This window comes from Mycobacterium sp. MOTT36Y, from assembly GCF_000262165.1.
GTDB lineage: Bacteria > Actinomycetota > Actinomycetes > Mycobacteriales > Mycobacteriaceae > Mycobacterium > Mycobacterium intracellulare.
This window is the reverse complement of record NC_017904.1, coordinates 830,757-847,993: the sequence shown is the minus strand read 5'-3', so window position 1 is coordinate 847,993 and position 17,237 is coordinate 830,757. Positions and strand designations below refer to the sequence as shown.

Here is a 17,237-nt window from a genome sequence, read left to right as displayed (position 1 = left end):
GGGCACGGCGCACCAACTCCCGGACTCAGCTGGCCACGGCATCAGGCCGAGCCCACCCACTCCTCGGTGCCGTCGGCGAAGAACTGGTGCTTCCACACCGGTAGCCGCGCCTTGATGGTGTCGACGAGTCGCGCACAGGTGGTGAACGCCGCCTGGCGATGGTCGGCGGCGACGGCCGCGACCAATGCCGCCTCTCCGATGTGCAGCACACCGACGCGGTGGCTGGCGGCGACGGCGCGGACACCGCTGGACTGCGCCGCCACATCGGCCACCACGTCGGCCATGACCTGGGCGGCCGAGGGGTGCGCCGAGTACTCCAGCCGCACCACCCGGCGCCCCACGTCGTGGTCGCGGATCATGCCGACGAACCCGACGATGGCCCCCGCCGACTGATGGCCCACCAGCTCTTCGTGCTCAGCCAGAAGAATCGGCTGCTCGGTCATGGCTGCGCGCACGACCAGCGTCATCGCTGATGGTCTTTACCGGCGAGTTGATCGAGCGCGTGGTCGAGCACGTCGGCGAGCACCCCGAGCCCGTCGCGCACCCCACCGGGTGAACCCGGCAGGTTGACGATCAGGGTCCGTCCGGCCACCCCGCACACGCTGCGGGACAACACCGACGTCGGCACCTTGGGCAGGCCCGACTGGCGGATCGCCTCTGCCAAGCCGGGGATGAGGTAATCGATGACGGCCACGGTCTGGTCCGGGGTGCTGTCACTGGGTGAGATGCCGGTGCCGCCGGAGGTGAGGATGACGTCGACGTCGTCATCGATCGCGTTGCGCAGCGCATCACCGACCGGCGACCCGTCGGCGACCACCTCCGGCTCCCCGGCCGAAAAGCCCCGCTGGGTCAGCCATTCGGTGATGATCGGCCCGCATCGGTCTTCGTACTGTCCGGCCGACGCCCGGGTCGAGGCGATGATGACGCGGGCCGATCGGGTGCTCATGACCGCGTCCACATTCCGGTTTTGCCGCCTTCCTTGCGCAGGACTCGAATGTCATCGATCCGCGCGGCCGGGTCGACCGCTTTGATCATGTCGTAGAGCGTCAGGGCCGCGACGCTGACGGCGCTCAGCGCTTCCATCTCCACCCCCGTGCGGTCGGTGCTGCGCACCGTCGCGGTGATCTCGATGTCCGACTCCGCCACGTCGAAGTCGATGTCGACCCCGGTCAGCGCCAGCTGATGGCAGAGCGGGATGAGCTCGCTGGTGCGCTTCGCCGCTTGGATACCCGCTACCCGGGCGGTGGCAAGCGCGTCGCCCTTGGGCAGGCCCCCGGTCGAGATCAGCTCCACCACGTGTGCCGACGTGCGCAGGGCGCCCGCGGCGACGGCGGTCCGCTTGGTGGCTACCTTCTCGCTGACGTCGACCATGTGGGCCGCCCCCTGGTCGTCCACGTGTGACAGCGCACCCGAGCGGGATTCTCCCGACGCCCAGGTCGCCGAGGCTTTCGAGGCCTCAGAGGCCCTAGCCATGGAAAGACCTACCGATTGACGACGGTGACCGGGTGCAGGTAGGGCAGCTCGGTGGAGGGCAGCGGGAACGTCAGCTCGCCGAAGGGCGACAGCGCACCCGTCCGGTCGGTGACGAGTTCACTGACCGCGTGGTCGTCGGGGTCCGTCGTCGGCCAGCCGTTGTCGACGTACTTGGTTTTGCGAGCTTTGCCCTCAGCAGTGTCAGCCACGAGGTCCATTCTGACAGGTGACCCAGGAGCGCGTGGCGCAAGACCGTAGGTTCGCGCCGCCCCTTCGCGATCTGCTCGGCATCCACGACCTGCTTTACGCTGGTCAGCGATGACCGACAACACCCCGGATATCCCGCTGGGGTCGTGGCTGGCCGAGTTGTCCGATGAGCGCCTGATCCGACTGCTGGAATTGCGGCGGGACCTCGCCCAGCCCCCGCCCGGCAGCATCGCCGCACTGGCGGCCCGAGCCCAGGCCCGCCAGTCGATCAAGGCCGCCACCGACGACCTCGACTTCCTGCGGCTGGCGGTGCTCGACGCGCTGCTGGTGCTGCGGGCCGACGCGGAACCGGTGCCGACCGCGAAGCTGCTGGCGCTGATCGGTGATCGCGCCCCCGAAGGCGACGTCCTCGACGCGGTCGACGACCTCCGGCAACGCGTCCTGGTCTGGGGCGAGACCGCGCTGCGGGTCGCCCCCGACGCCGGGACGGGAATGCCGTGGCATCCGGGGCAGGTCATGCTCGAGGACACCTCGCGCGACGCCGAGCAGATCGCGGCCCTGATCGACGACCTCGACCGGGCGCAGCTCGAGGTGCTGGAGAAACTTCTCGAAGGCTCCCCGATGGGCCGCACCCGCGACGCGGCGCCGGGCGCGGCGGCGGACCGCCCGGTGCCCCAGCTGCTGGCCATGGGCCTGTTGCGGCGCATCGACGCCGAGACCGTGATCCTGCCCCGCCACGTGGGACAGGTGCTGCGCGGCGAGCGGCCCGGCCCGATGCAACTGACCGCGCCGAACCCGGTGGTGTCGACCACCACCGCCGACGACGTCGACGCGACGGCCGCCGGAGCCGCCATCGACCTGCTGCGGGAGCTCGACGTTCTGCTCGAAACGCTTTCCGCCGCACCGGTTTCCGAGTTGCGCAGCGGGGGCCTGGGAATCCGGGACGTCAAGCGGCTGAGCAAGGTGACCGGGATCGACGAGTCACGGCTGGGTTTGATCCTCGAAGTCGCCGCCGCGGCCGGGTTGATCGCCAGCGGCATGCCCGACCCCGAACCGGCGGCCGGCGAGGCACCGTACTGGGCGCCGACGGTCGCCACCGATCGGTTCGCCGCGCTGTCCGCCGCCGAGCGTTGGCGCCTGTTGGCCAGCAGCTGGCTCGACCTGCCCAGCCGGCCGGCGCTGATCGGCACGCGCGGTCCCGACGCCAAACCCTATGGGGCCCTTACCGATGCCCTGTATTCCACCGCCGCGCCGCTGGATCGCCGCCTGTTGCTCGGCATGCTGTCCGGGCTCCCGCCCGGGGCCGGCGTCGACGCGGCGGAAGCATCGGCCGCGCTGATCTGGCGGCGTCCGCGGTGGGCCAAGCGGTTACAGCCGGGGCCCGTCGGGGATCTGCTCGCCGAAGGCCACGCCATGGGGCTGGTGGGGCGCGGGGCGATCAGCACGCCCGGCCGGGCGCTGCTGGACGAGGACAACGATCCGCAGGCCGCGATCGACGCCATGACCAGGGCGCTGCCCGAACCGGTCGATCACTTCCTGGTGCAGGCGGACCTGACGGTTGTCGTGCCGGGTCCGCTGCAGCGCGACCTGGCCGAGCAACTCGCCACCGTGGCCACCGTCGAATCGGCGGGCACGGCGATGGTGTACCGCGTCAGCGAGCAGTCGATCCGGCATGCGCTCGACGTCGGCAAGACCAGCGACTGGATGCATGCCCTGTTCGCCAAGCACTCCAAAACGCCAGTGCCCCAAGGGCTTACCTATCTCATCGACGACGTCGCGCGCAGGCACGGGCAGCTGCGGATCGGCATGGCCGCGGCGTTCGTGCGGTGCGAGGATCCGGCGCTGCTGGCCCAGGCCGTGGCCGCTCCCGCGACCGAAGAGGTGCAGTTGCGCGCCCTGGCCCCCACGGTGGCGGTGTCGCCGGCGCCGATCGGCGAGGTGCTCGCCGCGCTGCGAGCCGCGGGCTTCGCTCCGGCGGCCGAGGACTCGACCGGCGCCATCGTCGACGTCCGGCCCCGGGGCGCCCGGGTGGCCACACCGCAACAACGCCGTCCCTATCGCCCGCTGCGCCGTCCCAACAGCGACAGTCTCCACGCGGTGGTCGCGGTGCTGCGCAAGGTCACCGCCGCACCGTTCGGCAACGTTCGCGTCGATCCGGCGGCCACCATGACGCTGTTGCAGCGCGCCGCCCGGGAACAAGACACCCTGGTGATCGGTTATCTAGACGCGGCCGGCGTGGCCACCCAGCGCGTCGTGTCGCCGATCACCGTCCGGGGCGGTCAGCTGGTGGCCTTTGATTCGGCATCGGGCAGGCTGCGCGACTTCGCCATCCACCGCATCACGTCGGTGGTGTCGGGCTCGGGCCGATAATGGACGGCATGCCGGAGCTTATGCAGGGCGAAGCGATGAGGAGTGGCGCCATCTATGTCTGACGGACCGTTGATCGTGCAGTCAGACAAGACGGTGCTGCTCGAGGTGGAGCACGAACAGGCCGGCGCGGCGCGGGCCGCGATCGCGCCGTTCGCCGAGCTGGAACGCGCACCCGAGCACGTGCACACCTACCGCATCACACCGCTGGCACTGTGGAACGCCCGCGCCGCCGGGCACGACGCCGAACAGGTCGTCGACGCGCTGGTCTCCTTCTCCCGCTACGCGGTGCCGCAGCCGCTGCTGGTCGACATCGTCGACACCATGGCCCGCTACGGCCGCTTACAGCTGGTGAAAAACCCGGCGCACGGCCTGACGCTGGTGAGCCTGGACCGCGCGGTGCTCGAGGAAGTGTTGCGCAACAAGAAGATCGCCCCGATGCTCGGCGCCCGGATCGACGACGACACGGTCATCGTCCACCCGAGCGAGCGCGGCCGGGTCAAGCAAATGCTACTCAAGATCGGTTGGCCCGCAGAGGATCTCGCTGGCTACGTCGACGGCGAGGCGCATCCGATCAGCCTGGCCCAGGACGGCTGGCACCTGCGCGACTACCAGCAGATGGCCACCGACTCGTTCTGGTCGGGTGGCTCCGGCGTGGTGGTGCTTCCCTGTGGCGCCGGCAAGACCTTGGTGGGCGCCGCCGCGATGGCGAAAGCCGGTGCGACAACGCTGATTTTGGTCACCAACATCGTCGCGGCGCGGCAGTGGAAGCGTGAGCTGATCGCCCGCACCTCGCTCACCGAGGACGAGATCGGCGAATACTCCGGTGAGCGCAAGGAGATTCGGCCGGTGACCATCTCGACGTACCAGATGATCACTCGCCGCACCAAGGGCGAGTACCGCCACCTCGAGCTCTTCGACAGCCGCGACTGGGGGCTGATCATCTACGACGAGGTCCACTTGTTGCCGGCGCCGGTGTTTCGGATGACCGCCGATCTGCAATCCAAGCGGCGCCTGGGGCTGACCGCCACGCTGGTCCGCGAGGACGGCCGCGAGGGCGACGTGTTCTCCCTGATCGGCCCGAAACGCTATGACGCGCCGTGGAAGGACATCGAGGCGCAGGGGTGGATCGCACCGGCGGAGTGCGTCGAGGTGCGGGTCACCATGACCGACAACGAGCGGATGATGTACGCCACCGCCGAGCCCGAAGAGCGCTACAAGCTGTGCTCGACGGTGCACACCAAAATCGCTGTGGTCAAATCGATTCTGGCGAAGCATCCGGGTGAGCAGACCCTGGTGATCGGCGCGTACCTCGATCAGCTCGACGAGCTGGGCGCCGAGCTGGGCGCCCCGGTGATCCAGGGCTCCACGCGGACCAAGGAACGCGAGGAGCTGTTCGACGGCTTCCGCCGCGGCGAGGTGAACACGCTGGTGGTTTCCAAGGTCGCCAACTTCTCCATCGACTTGCCGGAAGCCGCGGTGGCCGTGCAGGTTTCGGGAACCTTCGGCTCGCGCCAGGAAGAGGCGCAGCGGCTGGGCCGGTTGCTGCGGCCCAAGGCCGACGGCGGCGGCGCCATCTTCTATTCCGTGGTGGCGCGCGACAGCCTGGACGCCGAATACGCCGCCCACCGGCAGCGTTTCCTGGCCGAGCAGGGTTACGGCTACATCATCCGCGACGCCGACGACCTCCTGGGTCCGGCCATCTAGCGAGCGAACGCAAAAGCCCCCGAAACTCCGTTGTTTCGGGGGCTTTTGTGTCTGGCGGCGCTACCGAGACAGGATGGTCGCCGAGGCGGTGCCGGGCGCGCCGTACACCTGGGCCAGGCCGACGCGCGGATCGCCGGGGACCTGACGCTCCCCCGCCTCGCCGCGCAACTGGCGCACCAGTTCGTGCATCTGCCGCAGCCCCGACGCACCGATCGGCTCGCCGTTGGCGATCAGCCCGCCGTCGGTGTTGACGGGAATCGAGCCGTGGATCTCGGTGGCGCCGTCGGCCAGCAGCTTCTCCTGTTCGCCGTCCGCGCACAATCCGGTCTCGGCCATGTGGATCACCTCGGCGCCGGCGTCGGTGTCCTGCAACTGCGCGACGTCGACGTCTTCGGGTCCGATGCCGGCCGCCTCGTAGGCGGCCTTGGCCGCGTACACGGTCGGTGACGCGTCCTCGTCCAGCGGCGCCGACGTGGCGTGCACCTCGTAGGCGCCGAAGCGCCGGGTGCGAATCTCGCAGGCGCGCACATAGACCGGCTTGTCGGTGAATTTCTCGGCCATGTCGGCGCGACACATGATGACCGCGGCCGCCCCCTCGTCGGGCGCGCAGAACATGTACTGCGTCAACGGGTAGTTCAGCGCGGGCGAGGCGAGGATCTCCTCGACGGAGATCTCCTTGCGCCGGAAGGCATTCGGGTTCAGCGCACCGTTGCGGAAGTTCTTGTTGGCCACCCGCGCCAGCGTCTCCTGGGAGATGTTGTGGTCGTGGATGTACTTGTTGGCCTTCATGCCGAAGAACTTGGTGGTGACGAACTGCCCGTTGTTGGCGTACCACTGCGGCAGCGCCAGCTTGGCGGGGTCGTCGGTGAAGGCACCGCGCGGATGCTTGTCGAGGCCGATGGCAATACCGATGTCGTACTTGCCCAACCGGATGGTGTCGGCGGTCTGCTGGATGGCGCTGGCCGCGGTGGCGCAGGCGTTGAACACGTTGGTGAACGTGATGCCGGTCAGGCCGACCAGGCGGGTCACGGCGTCGGGGTTGGAGACCTCGTAGCTGCCGCCGAATCCGAATTGGATGTCTTTCCAGTCCACTCCGGCGTCTTTGAGCGCGAGCTGGACGGCCTCGGCGCCCATCTGCATCGCCGTCTTGTCGAACCTGCCGAACGGGTGCAGGCCCACGCCGATGATGGCGACGTCGTTGGTCATCTCGATCCTCCTGACTCAGGCGACGGGCTGGAACGCGAAGGTGATGATTTCGGCGCCCTCGTCGTCGGTGGCGAACGGCACCATGGTGAGTTCGACTTCCTGGCCGAACTTCAACTTGGCCGGGTCGTTCTCGGTCAGGCGGCCTTCGACCCGGATCACATCACCGAGCTGGACCAGTCCCACTCCGAAGGGCACGAAGTCCTTACCGGCCGGGCCGATGTAAGGGGCTCCAGGGGGAAAGCCCTGGGTCGTCCACGCCACCAGCGTTCCGCGCCGGGGCAACAGCACGTCGGACATCTCGCCACCGCTGCAGCGCGGGCACCACTGCTGCACCGGGAAGGTGGTCGCCTCGCAGCTGCCGCATCGGCTGCCGATGAGCTGCGGGCTCTCATCGGGCCAGGTAGAGATCTCCGGGGCAAGTGCCTTCTGCATCGGGGGGTCCTCCAGGAACGTCGACAATCCGCCAACAGAACTCACTGAACCGTATAACAGCTTTCCGAAAAGTGGAAACCGCATTCTCGCCTCCGCGCAATGGGCGAGGACTGGCGTCGGGCGCGGGGAAGATATGTTGGCGCCATGACGGTCACCGTGATACTCGAGCTCAGGTTCAAGCCCGACGAGGTCGCCGCGGGGCGCGAGCTGATGGGCCGGGCGCTGCAGGACACCCGCGCGTTCGACGGGAATGTCCGCACCGACGTGCTCGTCGACGAAGACGATGAAGCGCACTGGCTGATTTACGAAATTTGGGAGACGGTCGAGCACGACGAGGCTTACCGCGCGTTCCGCGCGGGCGAGGGCAAGCTGACGCAGCTTCCCCCGCTGCTGGCCGCGCCCCCGGCCAAGACCAGGTATCTCACCAGCGACGTGTAGCTCGCGCCGGCCGATCAGCCCGCGCCGGCGCGGTGGGTATTCGGGCTCACCCCGTAGGCGCGTTTGAAGGCGGTACTCAACGCGAACGGGGTGGCGTAGCCGACCTCTCGGGCGACGGCGGCGATGGTCGCCTGGCTGGACCGCAGCAGATCGGCGGCCAACGCAAGCCGCCAACCGGTCAGGAAAGCGATCGGCGGCTCGCCCACCTGCTCGGTGAACCGGCGGGCGAACGCTGCGCGTGACGCGCCAACTGCCGCAGCGAGATTCGCGACGGTCCAGGGGTGCGCGGGGTTGCTGTAGATCAGCTTCAAGGCCGGCCCCACCACCGCGTCGCGTTCGGCGTGCCACCAGGCGGGCGCGTTGACGTCGTTGTCGAACCAGATGCGCAGCACCCCGATGAGCAGCAAGTCGAGCAGCCGATCCAGATACGCCTCTTGGCCGGGGCCGCCACGGCCGGCCTCGCTGGCCAACAGCGGAACCAGCGGACTGTCCCATTCGTCCGCGCGCAACACCAGCACGGCGGGCAGCGCGTCGAGCAACCGGGCGCTGACCTCGCTGCGTCCCTCGTACGCGCAGACGATGGAGCGGGTCGCACCCGAGGGACTGTTACCCCACGTCCGCACGCCCAACGACATTTCGAAGTGCAAGTCGTCCCCGGTCTGCGTGGTGCACCGTTGACCCGGATGGATCACCGCCGTCGGGGCGGTCCCCGGGTCGTCCGCGAAGACGTAATGCTGGGTGCCGCGGGTGAGCGCAATGTCCCCGGGACGTAGCCAATCGGTGCCGCTGTCGTCGCCGACGATGACGGCGCTGCCATGCGTCTGGCAGATGATCGCCAGCGGCGCGTCGTCCTGGATGCGCAGCGACCACGGCGGGTCCATCATCATGCGCAACACAAATGCCCCGCGCGCCCGAACGCCGTCGAGCAATCCCACCACGGCGTCCACAACCGGATCGTAGACGGGCGCATATGTAATCGGGACGGATAGCGATGGATGGTCTCAGCCGGCCCGCGGTTGACTTCAGGCCATGAACGCAAGTCCGGTTGTCATCCTGACCTCCATCGCCACGATCGTCGGCGCCGCCGCCGGCGGAATGATGTACGTGTTCTCCACATTCGTGATGCGCGGCCTGAATGGCATCGATTCGCGCGAGGCGATTGCCGCGATGCGCGGTATCAACGTCGCAGCGAATTCCAGTCCCGCGTTTCTGCTCGCGTATTTTGGTGCGGCGATCCTCGCCTTGGCGGTCGGCGTCGTTGCGGTGACGCAGTTGCCCCAACCCGGCAGCTGGTGGCTGTTGGCGGGAGCGGTTTTCGCGATCCTCGCCGCGATCATCACGGTGGTGTTCAACGTGCCGCTGAACAACCGTCTCGACGGCGTAGACCCGGTGGGGCTGTCGGCCGCCGACGCCGCGCGCGAATGGCAGACGTACTTCTCCACGTGGACGGCATGGAACCATGTCCGCACCGTCACCGCGTTCCTCGGCGCCGCACTGATGCTGGTCGGGCTGCGCTGCCGCTAGCTCAGTGCGGGAATGACCTCTCGTTCGAACAGCTCGATGCCGGAACGGTCGTAGGCGGCCTCGGGGAAATAGCAGATGGCGTAGTCGCATTCGAGATCTCGGAGCTTCGTCAGACGCTCGACGACCTGTTCCGGCGTGCCGGTGGCCGAGTCCGGCCCGCTGGTGCCGGCGATCATCGCGTCCGCGGCGGCCTCCCCGACGTAATCGGCCATGCGTCCGCGGACCCGTTGCAGCCGGTCTTTGACGTCGGCCTCCGACGGGCCGACGACGGCGTTGACGTTGACCGAACGCACGATGGCGTCGAAGTCGGTGCCCACTTCGCGGCAGTGCCCGGCCAGCACCTGCGACTTGTGGGCGAACGCGGCCGGCTCGGGCGTGAAGTTGGTGTACTGCGCGTACCGGGCGGCGATACGCAAGGTCACCTTCTCGCCGCCGCCGGCGATCCACAGCGGAATCCCGTTGTCCTGCAGTGGCTTAGGGGCGACGATCGCGCCGTCCACCTGGTAGTGCTTGCCGTCGAAGCTGACCTTGCCGTCGCGCCAGGCGTCGCGCATGATCTGGACGCCTTCGTCGAGGCGACCCAACCGGACGCCCGCCGACGGGAATCCGTAACCGTAAGCGCGCCATTCATGTTCGTACCAGCCGCCGCCGATCCCCATCTGAATCCGGCCACCGGAGATGATGTCGGCCGTCGCGGCCACCTTGGCGAGGTAGACCGGGTTGCGGTAGCTCATGGCCGTGCACATCTGGCCGAGCTTGATGCGCGACGTGGTGGCCGCGTACGCGGACATGAGCGACCACGCCTCGTGGGTGGCTTCCCCGGTGGGCACCGGGACGGTGTGGAAGTGGTCGTAGACCCACAACGAGTCCCACCGGCCGCGGTCCGCGTGATCGGCCAGATCGCGCATCACCGCCCAGTGTTTGTCGGGTTCGATGCCGACCAGATCCATCCGCCAGCCTTGCGGAATGAAGAGACCGAAGCGCATACCAACGGACTTTAGCCCCGCCACTATTCAGCCATTCAGCGCGTCGAACGCGGCCGCGACCGACTTCTCGCGCAGTTCCTCCTGCGGCGCGTCGACGAACTGCACGCAGCAGTCCTGCAAGCCGCCGAACGCGACGACCGCGCGGGTGGACTGTGCGAGCGTCGGCGTCTCACCGAACACCAGCCGCGCCAACCGCTCTCGCCACGCCAGCACGGTGTCGATGAGGTCCAGGTCGATCAGCGTCGACAACTCGGTCAGCAACAGCACCAGGTCCCGGCGGTGCCGGTAGTGGAAATCGAAATAGCCCTCCAACAACTCGCGAACATCGACGGCGCCGCGGCCCTCGTGGTCGGCGACGAACCGCTCGCCCTCGTCGATCAGCGGCACTAGGATGCTGCGCACCAGGTCCTCGCGTGACGGAAAGTGGTAGTACAGCGCGGGTTTGGTGATGCCCAGCTGGTTGGCGATGTCCTGCAGGCTGGTGCGCTGCACGCCGCGCTGCAAAAACAGCTCGCGAGCGACCTCCTGAATCCGCTCGCGCGTGTCTGACCGGGGCCTGCTCACCCGCCCGAGTTTATCTGACTTACCGATCGGTAAGTGGGATGCTATGCTTACCGAACGTTAAGTAAGTGCGGGAGGTGGATCGTGCGGATACTCATTTCCGGCGCCAGCGTCGCCGGCCCGGTGCTGGCGTACTGGCTGTCCCGCTACGGCTTCGACGTCACCGTCGTCGAGCGCGCCCCGACGCTGCGCAAAACCGGCGGCCACGCCGTCGACTTGTTCCGTCCGGCGATGGAGATCTCGGCGAAGATGGGCGTCCTGCCCCGCATCGAGGCCCTGGCCACCGGAACCACCCGCCTGGCGCTGTACCGAGAAGGCCGGCCGCGGGCCACCGACATCGACCTCACCAAGATCTACGCCGCCAGCTCCGACCGGCACGTGGAGATCATGCGCGACGACCTCAGCGAGATCTACTACGACGCCGCCCGCGACGACGTCGAGTACCTGTTCGGCGACTCGATCACCGAGATCGAGCACGACGGCACCGTGGCGTTCGAGCGCTCCGAGGCACGCACCTTCGACGTCATCGTCGGCGCCGACGGCCTGCACTCCAACGTTCGGCGCCTGACCTTCGGCGAGGAAGCCGGCCTGACGCGCTTCCTCGGGGGATACCTGTCGGTGCTGTCGGCGCCCAAGGCGCTGGTGCGGGCCGGCGAGATGGTCGGCCACGTCGGCGTCGGCCGCTTCGCCGGTATCTACACTGCGGACCACCTGGACGACGCGCGGGTGGTGTTTCTGTTTCGCCGCCGGGAAGAACCCGACTACGACCACCGCGATGTGTTGCGGCAGAAGGAGTTACTGCGCGACGCGTTCACCGGGATGCATGACCAGGTGGACGGCTGGCTGGCCGAAATCGAGCGCACGCCCACCTTCTACTTCGACTCCATCACCCAGCTCCGCACGGACAGGTGGTCGCGCCGCCGCGTCACCCTGGTCGGCGATGCCGGATACTGCCCCGGGCCGGCGGTGGGCGGCAGCACCAGCCTCGCCGTCCTCGGCGCCTACGTGCTCGCCGGAGAACTCGCCCGCGCCGACGGCGACCACCTGCGCGCCTTCGCCGCCTACGAACTGCAGATGCGCGAACCGGTGCATCGCAGCCGGTCCTTCGCCCGCGGCGCGGCCAAGGGCATCATCCCCGGTTCCCGCGCCGGAGTCTGGGCGTTAACCCGTGGAGCCCAACTGATCTCGGCGATGCCGGGGTCGCTGTCCCGGTCGCTGGCCAAGCTGAACACCAAGGGCGTCCGCATGCACGACTCGATGCCGGTCCCCGACTACGCCGGAAGCGACGTCTGACAGCATGTCCAGTAGGCCGCGGACCCGAGCGGCCGCGCGCGTGCCACGAAGGGAAGGCCTCAGATGGAACTGACCGGTGTTGGGATCTGGAGCAGTCAACTGCGCTACGGCGACCCGGCCGAATCCGCCGACGCCGCAGCCGAACTCGATGAACTCGGCTTCCCCGCGCTGTGGATTCCCGACGTCGGTGGGCCGGTGTTCGACTCGGTCGGTCATCTGCTCGCCGCGACCAAGCGGACCGTGATCGCCACCGGCATCCTGAATCTATGGATGCATGGGCCCGGCGACGTCGCCGAATCCTATGCGACGCTCACCGCTGAGCACGGCGACCGCTTCCTGCTCGGAATCGGCGTCAGCCACGCACCGCTGATCGACGCCGGCCAGCCCGGACGCTACCGCAAACCGCTCGCGGCCACGGCGTCGTTCCTGGACGGGTTGGACGCCGCGCCGCGGCCGGTTCCCACCGGGCGCCGGGTTCTTGCCGCGCTCGGACCGAAGATGCTGAAGCTGTCCGCGAGCCGCGCCGCGGGCGCCCACCCCTACCTGGTCACCCCCGACCACACCGCTTCTGCCCGTTCGACTTTGGGCCAGGGCCCCCTGCTCCTGCCGGAGCAGACGGTCATCCTGACCGACAGCGCCGACGAGGCGCGTCAGATCGGAACCGAGTGGCTGCGGTCCTATTTGGCGTTGCCCAACTACGCGAACAACCTGCTGCGCAGCGGCTTCTCCGAAGACGATGTGGCGCAGGTGAGCGATCGACTGTTCAACGCGATCATCGCCTGGGGTGACGAAGACGCCATCATGGGCAGGGTCGCCGAACATCGTTCCGCCGGCGCCGATCACGTCTGCGTCCAGGTGTTGCGGGCCGATCCGAGAGCCTTCCCGCGCGAGGAATGGCGCCGAATCGCCGCCGCCTGCCGATAGCAGGTGATCCGCCGCGCGGCATAGGGTGAGCTATGGCTTCCAAACAGATGCTGTTTCGGATCTTCTACCGCATCGGTTTCACCCCATGGGACGGTCACCCGCTGGCCCGCAGTGTGCGGGACCTGGTCGAGGGAACCGGCGACACGGCCCCGCTTGCCGCCGGGTCCGCCCTCGAACTCGGATGCGGTACCGGTGACTGCTCGATCTACCTCGCTCAGCACGGCTGGCGCGTCACCGCGGTGGATTTCGTGGCCAAACCCCTGGAGCGGGCGCGGGCCAAGGCCACCAAGGCCGGCGCGGCCGTCGACTTCGTCCAGGCCGACGTCACCCAGCTGAGCCGGGCCGGAATCGGCGCGAACTTCGAGCTGATCGTCGACAACGCCTGCCTGCACAACATGAGCGACGCGGATCGCGACGCCTACGTCCGCGAGGTCAGCGCCGTGGCGGCCCCGCATGCCCGGCTGCTCATCATCGCGTTCGTGCCCGGCGGCCGCGTCGGGGTGCGCGGCATCGACCACGCCGAGATGGAACGGCGCTTCACTCCCAACTGGACGTTGCTGTCCGCGGGCGCGGAACGCGAACTGGACCGCGCCGAGAAGACCCCGGCTCGGTACTACCTGTTCCAACGGCGCACCTGACCGGCGAGCAGACGTAAAAACCCCCGACACGCCGTGCGTGCGAGGGTTTTTACGTCCGCTCGTGGCAGGACTTAACTCAGTGACTTCGGCGGCAGGAACCGCTCGCCGTACTTGGCCGCCAGTTCCTTGGCGCGGGCCACGAACGCATCCTTGCCCGTGCCGCCGGCACCGGAGTAACCGACGATGAACTGTGCGCTACCACCGGTGTACGGCGGGAAGCCGATGCCCATGATCGAGCCGATGTTGGCGTCGGCGGTCGAGGTCAGCACGCCCTCGTCCAGACACTTCTGCGTCTCGAGCGCCTCGGCGAACAGCATGCGATCGATCATGTCCTGCAACGGAATCTCCGCGCTGCCCGACTTGAACGTCTCCTGCAGGCCGGGCCACAGGCGGGTCCGCTTGCCGTCCACGTACTCGTAGAAGCCGGCGCCCTTCAAGCGGCTGGGCCGTCCGATTTCGATCATCTTGTCGACGACGGCCTCGGCCGGGTGCGGCTCGTAGGTGCCGCCCGCGTCCTCGACGCCCTTGCGGGTGGCCGCGGCGATCTTGTGCATCAGCTCCAGGTTGAGCTCGTCGGACAGCTGCAGCGGCGGCGCCGGGTAGCCGGCCTGCGAACCGGCGTGCTCGATGCTGGCCGGGGCCACGCCCTCGCCGAGCATCGCCAGCGCCTCGTTCACGAACGTGCCGATCACGCGGCTGGTGAAAAACCCGCGGCTGTCGTTGACCACGATCGGCGTCTTGCCGATCGCCAGCGTGTAGTCGAACACCCGGGCCAGGGCCTCGTCGGAAGTCTTCTCGCCCTTGATGATTTCCACCAGCGGCATCTTGTCGACCGGCGAGAAGAAGTGGATTCCGATGAAGTCCTCCTGCCGCTTGACGCCGGTCGCCAGACCGGTGATCGGCAGGGTGGAGGTGTTCGACCCGAGCAGCGCGTTGGGTTCGACGATGTCCTCGATCTCCTGGAACACCTTGTGCTTGAGTTCCTGGTTCTCGAAGACCGCCTCGATCACGAAGTCGACGCCCGCCAGCTCGGCGGGGTCGGCAGTCGGCGTGATGCGGTCCAGCAGCGCCTTGCTCTTCTCCTCGGTGGTCTTGCCACGCTGAAGTGCCTTGGCCTCAAGCTTTTCCGAGTAACCCTTGCCCTTCTGGGCGGCCTCGATGTCGACGTCCTTGAGCACCACGTCGAAGCCGGCCTTGGCCGACACGTAGGCGATGCCGGCGCCCATCATGCCCGCGCCCAGCACACCGATCTTGTTGATCTTGACCGGCTCGATGCCGTCGGGGCGCGAACCGCCGCCGTTGATGTGCTGCAGGTCGAAGAAGAACGCCTGGATCATGTTCTTGGCGACCTGGCCGGTGACGAGCTGGGTGAAGTAACGGCTTTCGATGCGGCTGGCCGTGTCGAAGTCCACCTGCGCGCCCTCGACGGCCGCGTCCAGGATGGCCCGCGGCGCCGGCATCGGGGCGCCCTTCAGTTGCTTCTTCAGCAGCGCCGGGAACGACGGCAGGATGCCCGCCAGCGCGGGGCTGGACGGGGTGCCGCCGGGCATCTTGTAACCCTTTTTGTCCCAAGGCTGTTCGTGCGAATCGGGGTTGGCCTTGATCCACGCCTTGGCGGCGGGCACCAGTTCGTCGACCGAGCCGACGAGCTCGTCGACCAGGCCGATCTCCTTGGCTTTCGCCGGCTTGAAGCGGGTGCCCTGGCTCAACACCTCCATGAATGCCTTCTGGATGCCGAACATCCGCACGGTGCGGGTCACCCCGCCGCCGCCCGGCAGCAGGCCCAGCGTCACCTCGGGCAGACCCAGGACGCTGCCCTTGACGTCGGCGGCGATCCGATGGTGGCACGCCAGCGCGATCTCCAGGCCGCCGCCCAGTGCGGCGCCGTTGATGGCGGCCACCACCGGCTTGCCCAGGGTCTCCAGCGCACGTAGGTCGCGCTTGACCGACTCGACGGTGTCGAACGCCTCGCCGGCGTTCTCGGGGCCGAGGTTGATCATGCCCTTCAGGTCACCACCGGCGAAGAAGGTCTTCTTCGCGCTGGTGATCACCACGCCGGTGATCGAATCCTTCTCGGCGGCAAGGCGTTCGACGGCGTTGTGCATGGACTCGCTGTAGTGCTCGTTCATCACGTTGGCCGACCCGGTGGGGTCGTCAAGCGTCAGGGTGACGATGCCGTCGGCGTCCTTATCCCACGCAATGGTGTTCTCTGCCATGGTCTTAAACCCTCTCGATGATGGTGGCGACACCCATGCCGCCGCCGATGCACAGCGTGATCAGGGCGCGACGCGCGTTGCGGCGCTCGAGCTCGTCGACCATGGTGCCGGTGATCATGGCGCCGGTGGCGCCCAGCGGGTGGCCCATCGCGATGGCGCCGCCGTTGACGTTGAGCTTCTCGTCGGGAATGTTGAGGTCCTTCTGGAACTTCAGCACCACCGACGCGAACGCCTCGTTGAGCTCGAACAGGTCGATGTCGTCGATCGTCAGGCCCGCGCGGTCGAGCACCTTGCGCGTGGCGGGCGTGGGGCCGGTCAGCATGATGACCGGGTCGGAGCCGCTGGTGGCGGTGGCCACGATGCGGGCCCGCGGCGTCAGGCCCTGCGACTTGCCGGCGGCCTCCGAACCGACCAGCACCAGCGCGGCGCCGTCGACGATGCCCGAGCTGTTGCCACCGGTGTGGACGTGGTTGATCTTCTCGACCCAGTGGTACTTGGTGAGCGCGACGTCGTCGAAGCCGCCCATCTCGCCGATGCCGTCGAACGCGGTCTTGAGCTTGCCCAGGCCCTCGAGCGTGGTGTCGGGCCGCATGTGCTCGTCGTGGTCGAGGACGACCAGGCCGTTCTGGTCGCGCACCGGCACGACCGACTTGGCGAAGTAGCCGCCCGACCACGCCGCGGCGGCCTTCTGCTGGCTGCGCAGCGCGTAGGCGTCGACGTCGTCGCGGGAGAAGCCCTCGATGGTGGCGATCAGGTCGGCGCCGATGCCCTGCGGCACGAAGCCGATCTGGTAGTTGGTCTCGGGGTCGGTCGCCCACGCGCCGCCGTCGGAGCCCATCGGGACGCGGCTCATCGACTCGACGCCGCCGGCCAGCACCAGGTCGTCCCAGCCGGAACGCACCTTCTGGGCGGCGGTGTTGACGGCCTCCAGACCGGAGGCGCAGAACCGGTTGAGCTGCACGCCCCCGGTGGTCTCGGGCAGGCCCGCGGCCAGCACCGCGGTGCGGGCGATGTCGCCGCCCTGGTCGCCGACCGGGGACACGACACCGAGGATCATGTCGCTGATCAGGTTCTCGTCCAGGTCGGGGTAGCGCCGGCGCAGCTCGTCGACCAGGCCCACGACCAGGTTGAGCGGCTTCACCTCGTTGAGCGAGCCGTTGCGCTGCTTGCCCCGCGGTGTGCGGATGGCCTCATAAATGAAAGCTTCTTCGGACATGACGACTTCCTTGTTCGCGAATAGGGTTCGAATCCCGTCTTCAAGACTA

18 protein-coding genes are annotated in these 17,237 nt (G+C 68.2%); 7 read left to right on the top strand and 11 right to left on the bottom strand.

Going from position 1 to position 17,237, the window contains the following annotated elements; all coding sequences use genetic code 11:
- Window positions 1-41 precede the first annotated feature (41 nt).
- Genes W7S_RS04275 through W7S_RS04260 form a run of 4 tightly spaced genes read right to left on the bottom strand, consistent with a single transcriptional unit; the run spans window position 42 to window position 1,682 of the window.
- Window positions 42-467 (bottom strand): molybdenum cofactor biosynthesis protein MoaE, encoded by a 426-nt coding sequence (locus W7S_RS04275; protein WP_008253842.1) that lies wholly within the window; start codon window positions 465-467, stop codon window positions 42-44.
- Window positions 464-946 (bottom strand): molybdenum cofactor biosynthesis protein B, encoded by a 483-nt coding sequence (locus W7S_RS04270; RefSeq protein ID WP_009951770.1) that lies wholly within the window; start codon window positions 944-946, stop codon window positions 464-466. Before W7S_RS04270 ends, W7S_RS04275 begins: the two co-directional genes overlap by 4 nt.
- Complete coding sequence (moaC, locus tag W7S_RS04265; protein WP_026071397.1) at window positions 943-1,473, bottom strand: cyclic pyranopterin monophosphate synthase MoaC; 531 nt, start codon at window positions 1,471-1,473, stop codon at window positions 943-945. The genes W7S_RS04270 and moaC overlap by 4 nt, the downstream gene beginning before the upstream one ends.
- 8 nt (window positions 1,474-1,481) lie before the next feature.
- Window positions 1,482-1,682, bottom strand: a complete 201-nt coding sequence (locus W7S_RS04260; protein WP_008253834.1) for a hypothetical protein — start codon at window positions 1,680-1,682, stop codon at window positions 1,482-1,484.
- Window positions 1,683-1,791: 109 nt separating this feature from the next.
- Here W7S_RS04260 and W7S_RS04255 point away from each other — a divergent pair, with 109 nt between their 5' ends.
- Together W7S_RS04255 and W7S_RS04250 are read left to right on the top strand one after the other, a co-directional pair.
- A complete protein-coding gene (locus W7S_RS04255) occupies window positions 1,792-4,050 on the top strand; it encodes a helicase-associated domain-containing protein (RefSeq protein WP_014383884.1) in 2,259 nt (752 codons plus the stop codon).
- Window positions 4,051-4,104: 54 nt separating this feature from the next.
- On the top strand, window positions 4,105-5,754 hold the full coding sequence (locus W7S_RS04250) for a DNA repair helicase XPB (RefSeq protein WP_014379227.1): 1,650 nt from the start codon (window positions 4,105-4,107) through the stop codon (window positions 5,752-5,754).
- A gap of 60 nt (window positions 5,755-5,814) precedes the next feature.
- Here the strand turns inward: W7S_RS04250 and W7S_RS04245 are convergent, their stop codons facing one another.
- Together W7S_RS04245 and W7S_RS04240 are read right to left on the bottom strand one after the other, a co-directional pair.
- Window positions 5,815-6,960, bottom strand: coding sequence for a thiolase family protein (locus tag W7S_RS04245; protein WP_014383883.1), 1,146 nt, complete (start codon window positions 6,958-6,960; stop codon window positions 5,815-5,817).
- A gap of 15 nt (window positions 6,961-6,975) precedes the next feature.
- Complete coding sequence (locus tag W7S_RS04240) at window positions 6,976-7,392, bottom strand: Zn-ribbon domain-containing OB-fold protein (protein WP_009951778.1); 417 nt, start codon at window positions 7,390-7,392, stop codon at window positions 6,976-6,978.
- A gap of 144 nt (window positions 7,393-7,536) precedes the next feature.
- Here W7S_RS04240 and W7S_RS04235 point away from each other — a divergent pair, with 144 nt between their 5' ends.
- Entirely contained in the window at window positions 7,537-7,830 is a 294-nt protein-coding gene (locus W7S_RS04235) for a putative quinol monooxygenase (protein ID WP_008253825.1), read from the top strand.
- Between the two features lie 14 nt (window positions 7,831-7,844).
- Here W7S_RS04235 and W7S_RS04230 read toward each other — a convergent pair whose 3' ends face one another.
- A complete protein-coding gene (locus tag W7S_RS04230) occupies window positions 7,845-8,777 on the bottom strand; it encodes an AraC family transcriptional regulator (RefSeq protein WP_014383882.1) in 933 nt (310 codons plus the stop codon).
- Between the two features lie 82 nt (window positions 8,778-8,859).
- On the opposite strand from W7S_RS04230, the gene W7S_RS04225 reads away from it, so the two are divergent.
- Window positions 8,860-9,354, top strand: a complete 495-nt coding sequence (locus tag W7S_RS04225) for a DUF1772 domain-containing protein (protein WP_014383881.1) — start codon at window positions 8,860-8,862, stop codon at window positions 9,352-9,354.
- Here the strand turns inward: W7S_RS04225 and W7S_RS04220 are convergent.
- Entirely contained in the window at window positions 9,351-10,340 is a 990-nt protein-coding gene (locus tag W7S_RS04220) for an LLM class F420-dependent oxidoreductase (protein WP_014711023.1), read from the bottom strand. The genes W7S_RS04225 and W7S_RS04220 overlap by 4 nt on opposite strands.
- Before the next feature lie 27 nt (window positions 10,341-10,367).
- Window positions 10,368-10,904: a TetR/AcrR family transcriptional regulator gene (locus W7S_RS04215; protein ID WP_009951783.1), complete on the bottom strand. Its 537-nt coding sequence runs from the start codon at window positions 10,902-10,904 to the stop codon at window positions 10,368-10,370.
- An 81-nt stretch (window positions 10,905-10,985) separates the two neighbouring features.
- On the opposite strand from W7S_RS04215, the gene W7S_RS04210 reads away from it, so the two are divergent.
- The 3 genes from W7S_RS04210 to W7S_RS04200 all read left to right on the top strand — a co-directional run bounded on the left by W7S_RS04210 (window position 10,986) and on the right by W7S_RS04200 (window position 13,756).
- Window positions 10,986-12,194 (top strand): FAD-dependent monooxygenase, encoded by a 1,209-nt coding sequence (locus W7S_RS04210; RefSeq protein ID WP_014711022.1) that lies wholly within the window; start codon window positions 10,986-10,988, stop codon window positions 12,192-12,194.
- A gap of 63 nt (window positions 12,195-12,257) precedes the next feature.
- Window positions 12,258-13,118: an LLM class F420-dependent oxidoreductase gene (locus tag W7S_RS04205; protein ID WP_009951786.1), complete on the top strand. Its 861-nt coding sequence runs from the start codon at window positions 12,258-12,260 to the stop codon at window positions 13,116-13,118.
- Between the two features lie 32 nt (window positions 13,119-13,150).
- Window positions 13,151-13,756 carry a class I SAM-dependent methyltransferase gene (locus W7S_RS04200; RefSeq protein ID WP_014383878.1) on the top strand — a complete coding sequence of 202 codons (606 nt, stop codon included), beginning with the start codon at window positions 13,151-13,153 and terminating at the stop codon, window positions 13,754-13,756.
- Window positions 13,757-13,827: 71 nt separating this feature from the next.
- Here the strand turns inward: W7S_RS04200 and W7S_RS04195 are convergent, their stop codons facing one another.
- Both W7S_RS04195 and W7S_RS04190 read right to left on the bottom strand, forming a co-directional pair.
- Window positions 13,828-15,972, bottom strand: coding sequence for a 3-hydroxyacyl-CoA dehydrogenase NAD-binding domain-containing protein (locus tag W7S_RS04195; protein WP_014711021.1), 2,145 nt, complete (start codon window positions 15,970-15,972; stop codon window positions 13,828-13,830).
- 4 nt (window positions 15,973-15,976) lie between these two features.
- Window positions 15,977-17,188, bottom strand: coding sequence for an acetyl-CoA C-acetyltransferase (locus W7S_RS04190; RefSeq protein ID WP_014711020.1), 1,212 nt, complete (start codon window positions 17,186-17,188; stop codon window positions 15,977-15,979).
- Between the last annotated feature and the right edge of the window lie 49 nt (window positions 17,189-17,237).

Coding starts and splice junctions, on each gene's coding strand:
- W7S_RS04275 (WP_008253842.1), bottom strand. CDS start 467: ATGACGCTGGTCGTGCGCGCAGCCATGACCGAGCAGCCGATTCTTCTG.
- W7S_RS04270 (WP_009951770.1), bottom strand. CDS start 946: ATGAGCACCCGATCGGCCCGCGTCATCATCGCCTCGACCCGGGCGTCG.
- moaC (WP_026071397.1), bottom strand. CDS start 1,473: ATGGCTAGGGCCTCTGAGGCCTCGAAAGCCTCGGCGACCTGGGCGTCG.
- W7S_RS04255 (WP_014383884.1), top strand. CDS start 1,792: ATGACCGACAACACCCCGGATATCCCGCTGGGGTCGTGGCTGGCCGAG.
- W7S_RS04250 (WP_014379227.1), top strand. CDS start 4,105: ATGTCTGACGGACCGTTGATCGTGCAGTCAGACAAGACGGTGCTGCTC.
- W7S_RS04245 (WP_014383883.1), bottom strand. CDS start 6,960: ATGACCAACGACGTCGCCATCATCGGCGTGGGCCTGCACCCGTTCGGC.
- W7S_RS04240 (WP_009951778.1), bottom strand. CDS start 7,392: ATGCAGAAGGCACTTGCCCCGGAGATCTCTACCTGGCCCGATGAGAGC.
- W7S_RS04235 (WP_008253825.1), top strand. CDS start 7,537: ATGACGGTCACCGTGATACTCGAGCTCAGGTTCAAGCCCGACGAGGTC.
- W7S_RS04225 (WP_014383881.1), top strand. CDS start 8,860: ATGAACGCAAGTCCGGTTGTCATCCTGACCTCCATCGCCACGATCGTC.
- W7S_RS04220 (WP_014711023.1), bottom strand. CDS start 10,340: ATGCGCTTCGGTCTCTTCATTCCGCAAGGCTGGCGGATGGATCTGGTC.
- W7S_RS04205 (WP_009951786.1), top strand. CDS start 12,258: ATGGAACTGACCGGTGTTGGGATCTGGAGCAGTCAACTGCGCTACGGC.
- W7S_RS04200 (WP_014383878.1), top strand. CDS start 13,151: ATGGCTTCCAAACAGATGCTGTTTCGGATCTTCTACCGCATCGGTTTC.
- W7S_RS04195 (WP_014711021.1), bottom strand. CDS start 15,972: ATGGCAGAGAACACCATTGCGTGGGATAAGGACGCCGACGGCATCGTC.
- W7S_RS04190 (WP_014711020.1), bottom strand. CDS start 17,188: ATGTCCGAAGAAGCTTTCATTTATGAGGCCATCCGCACACCGCGGGGC.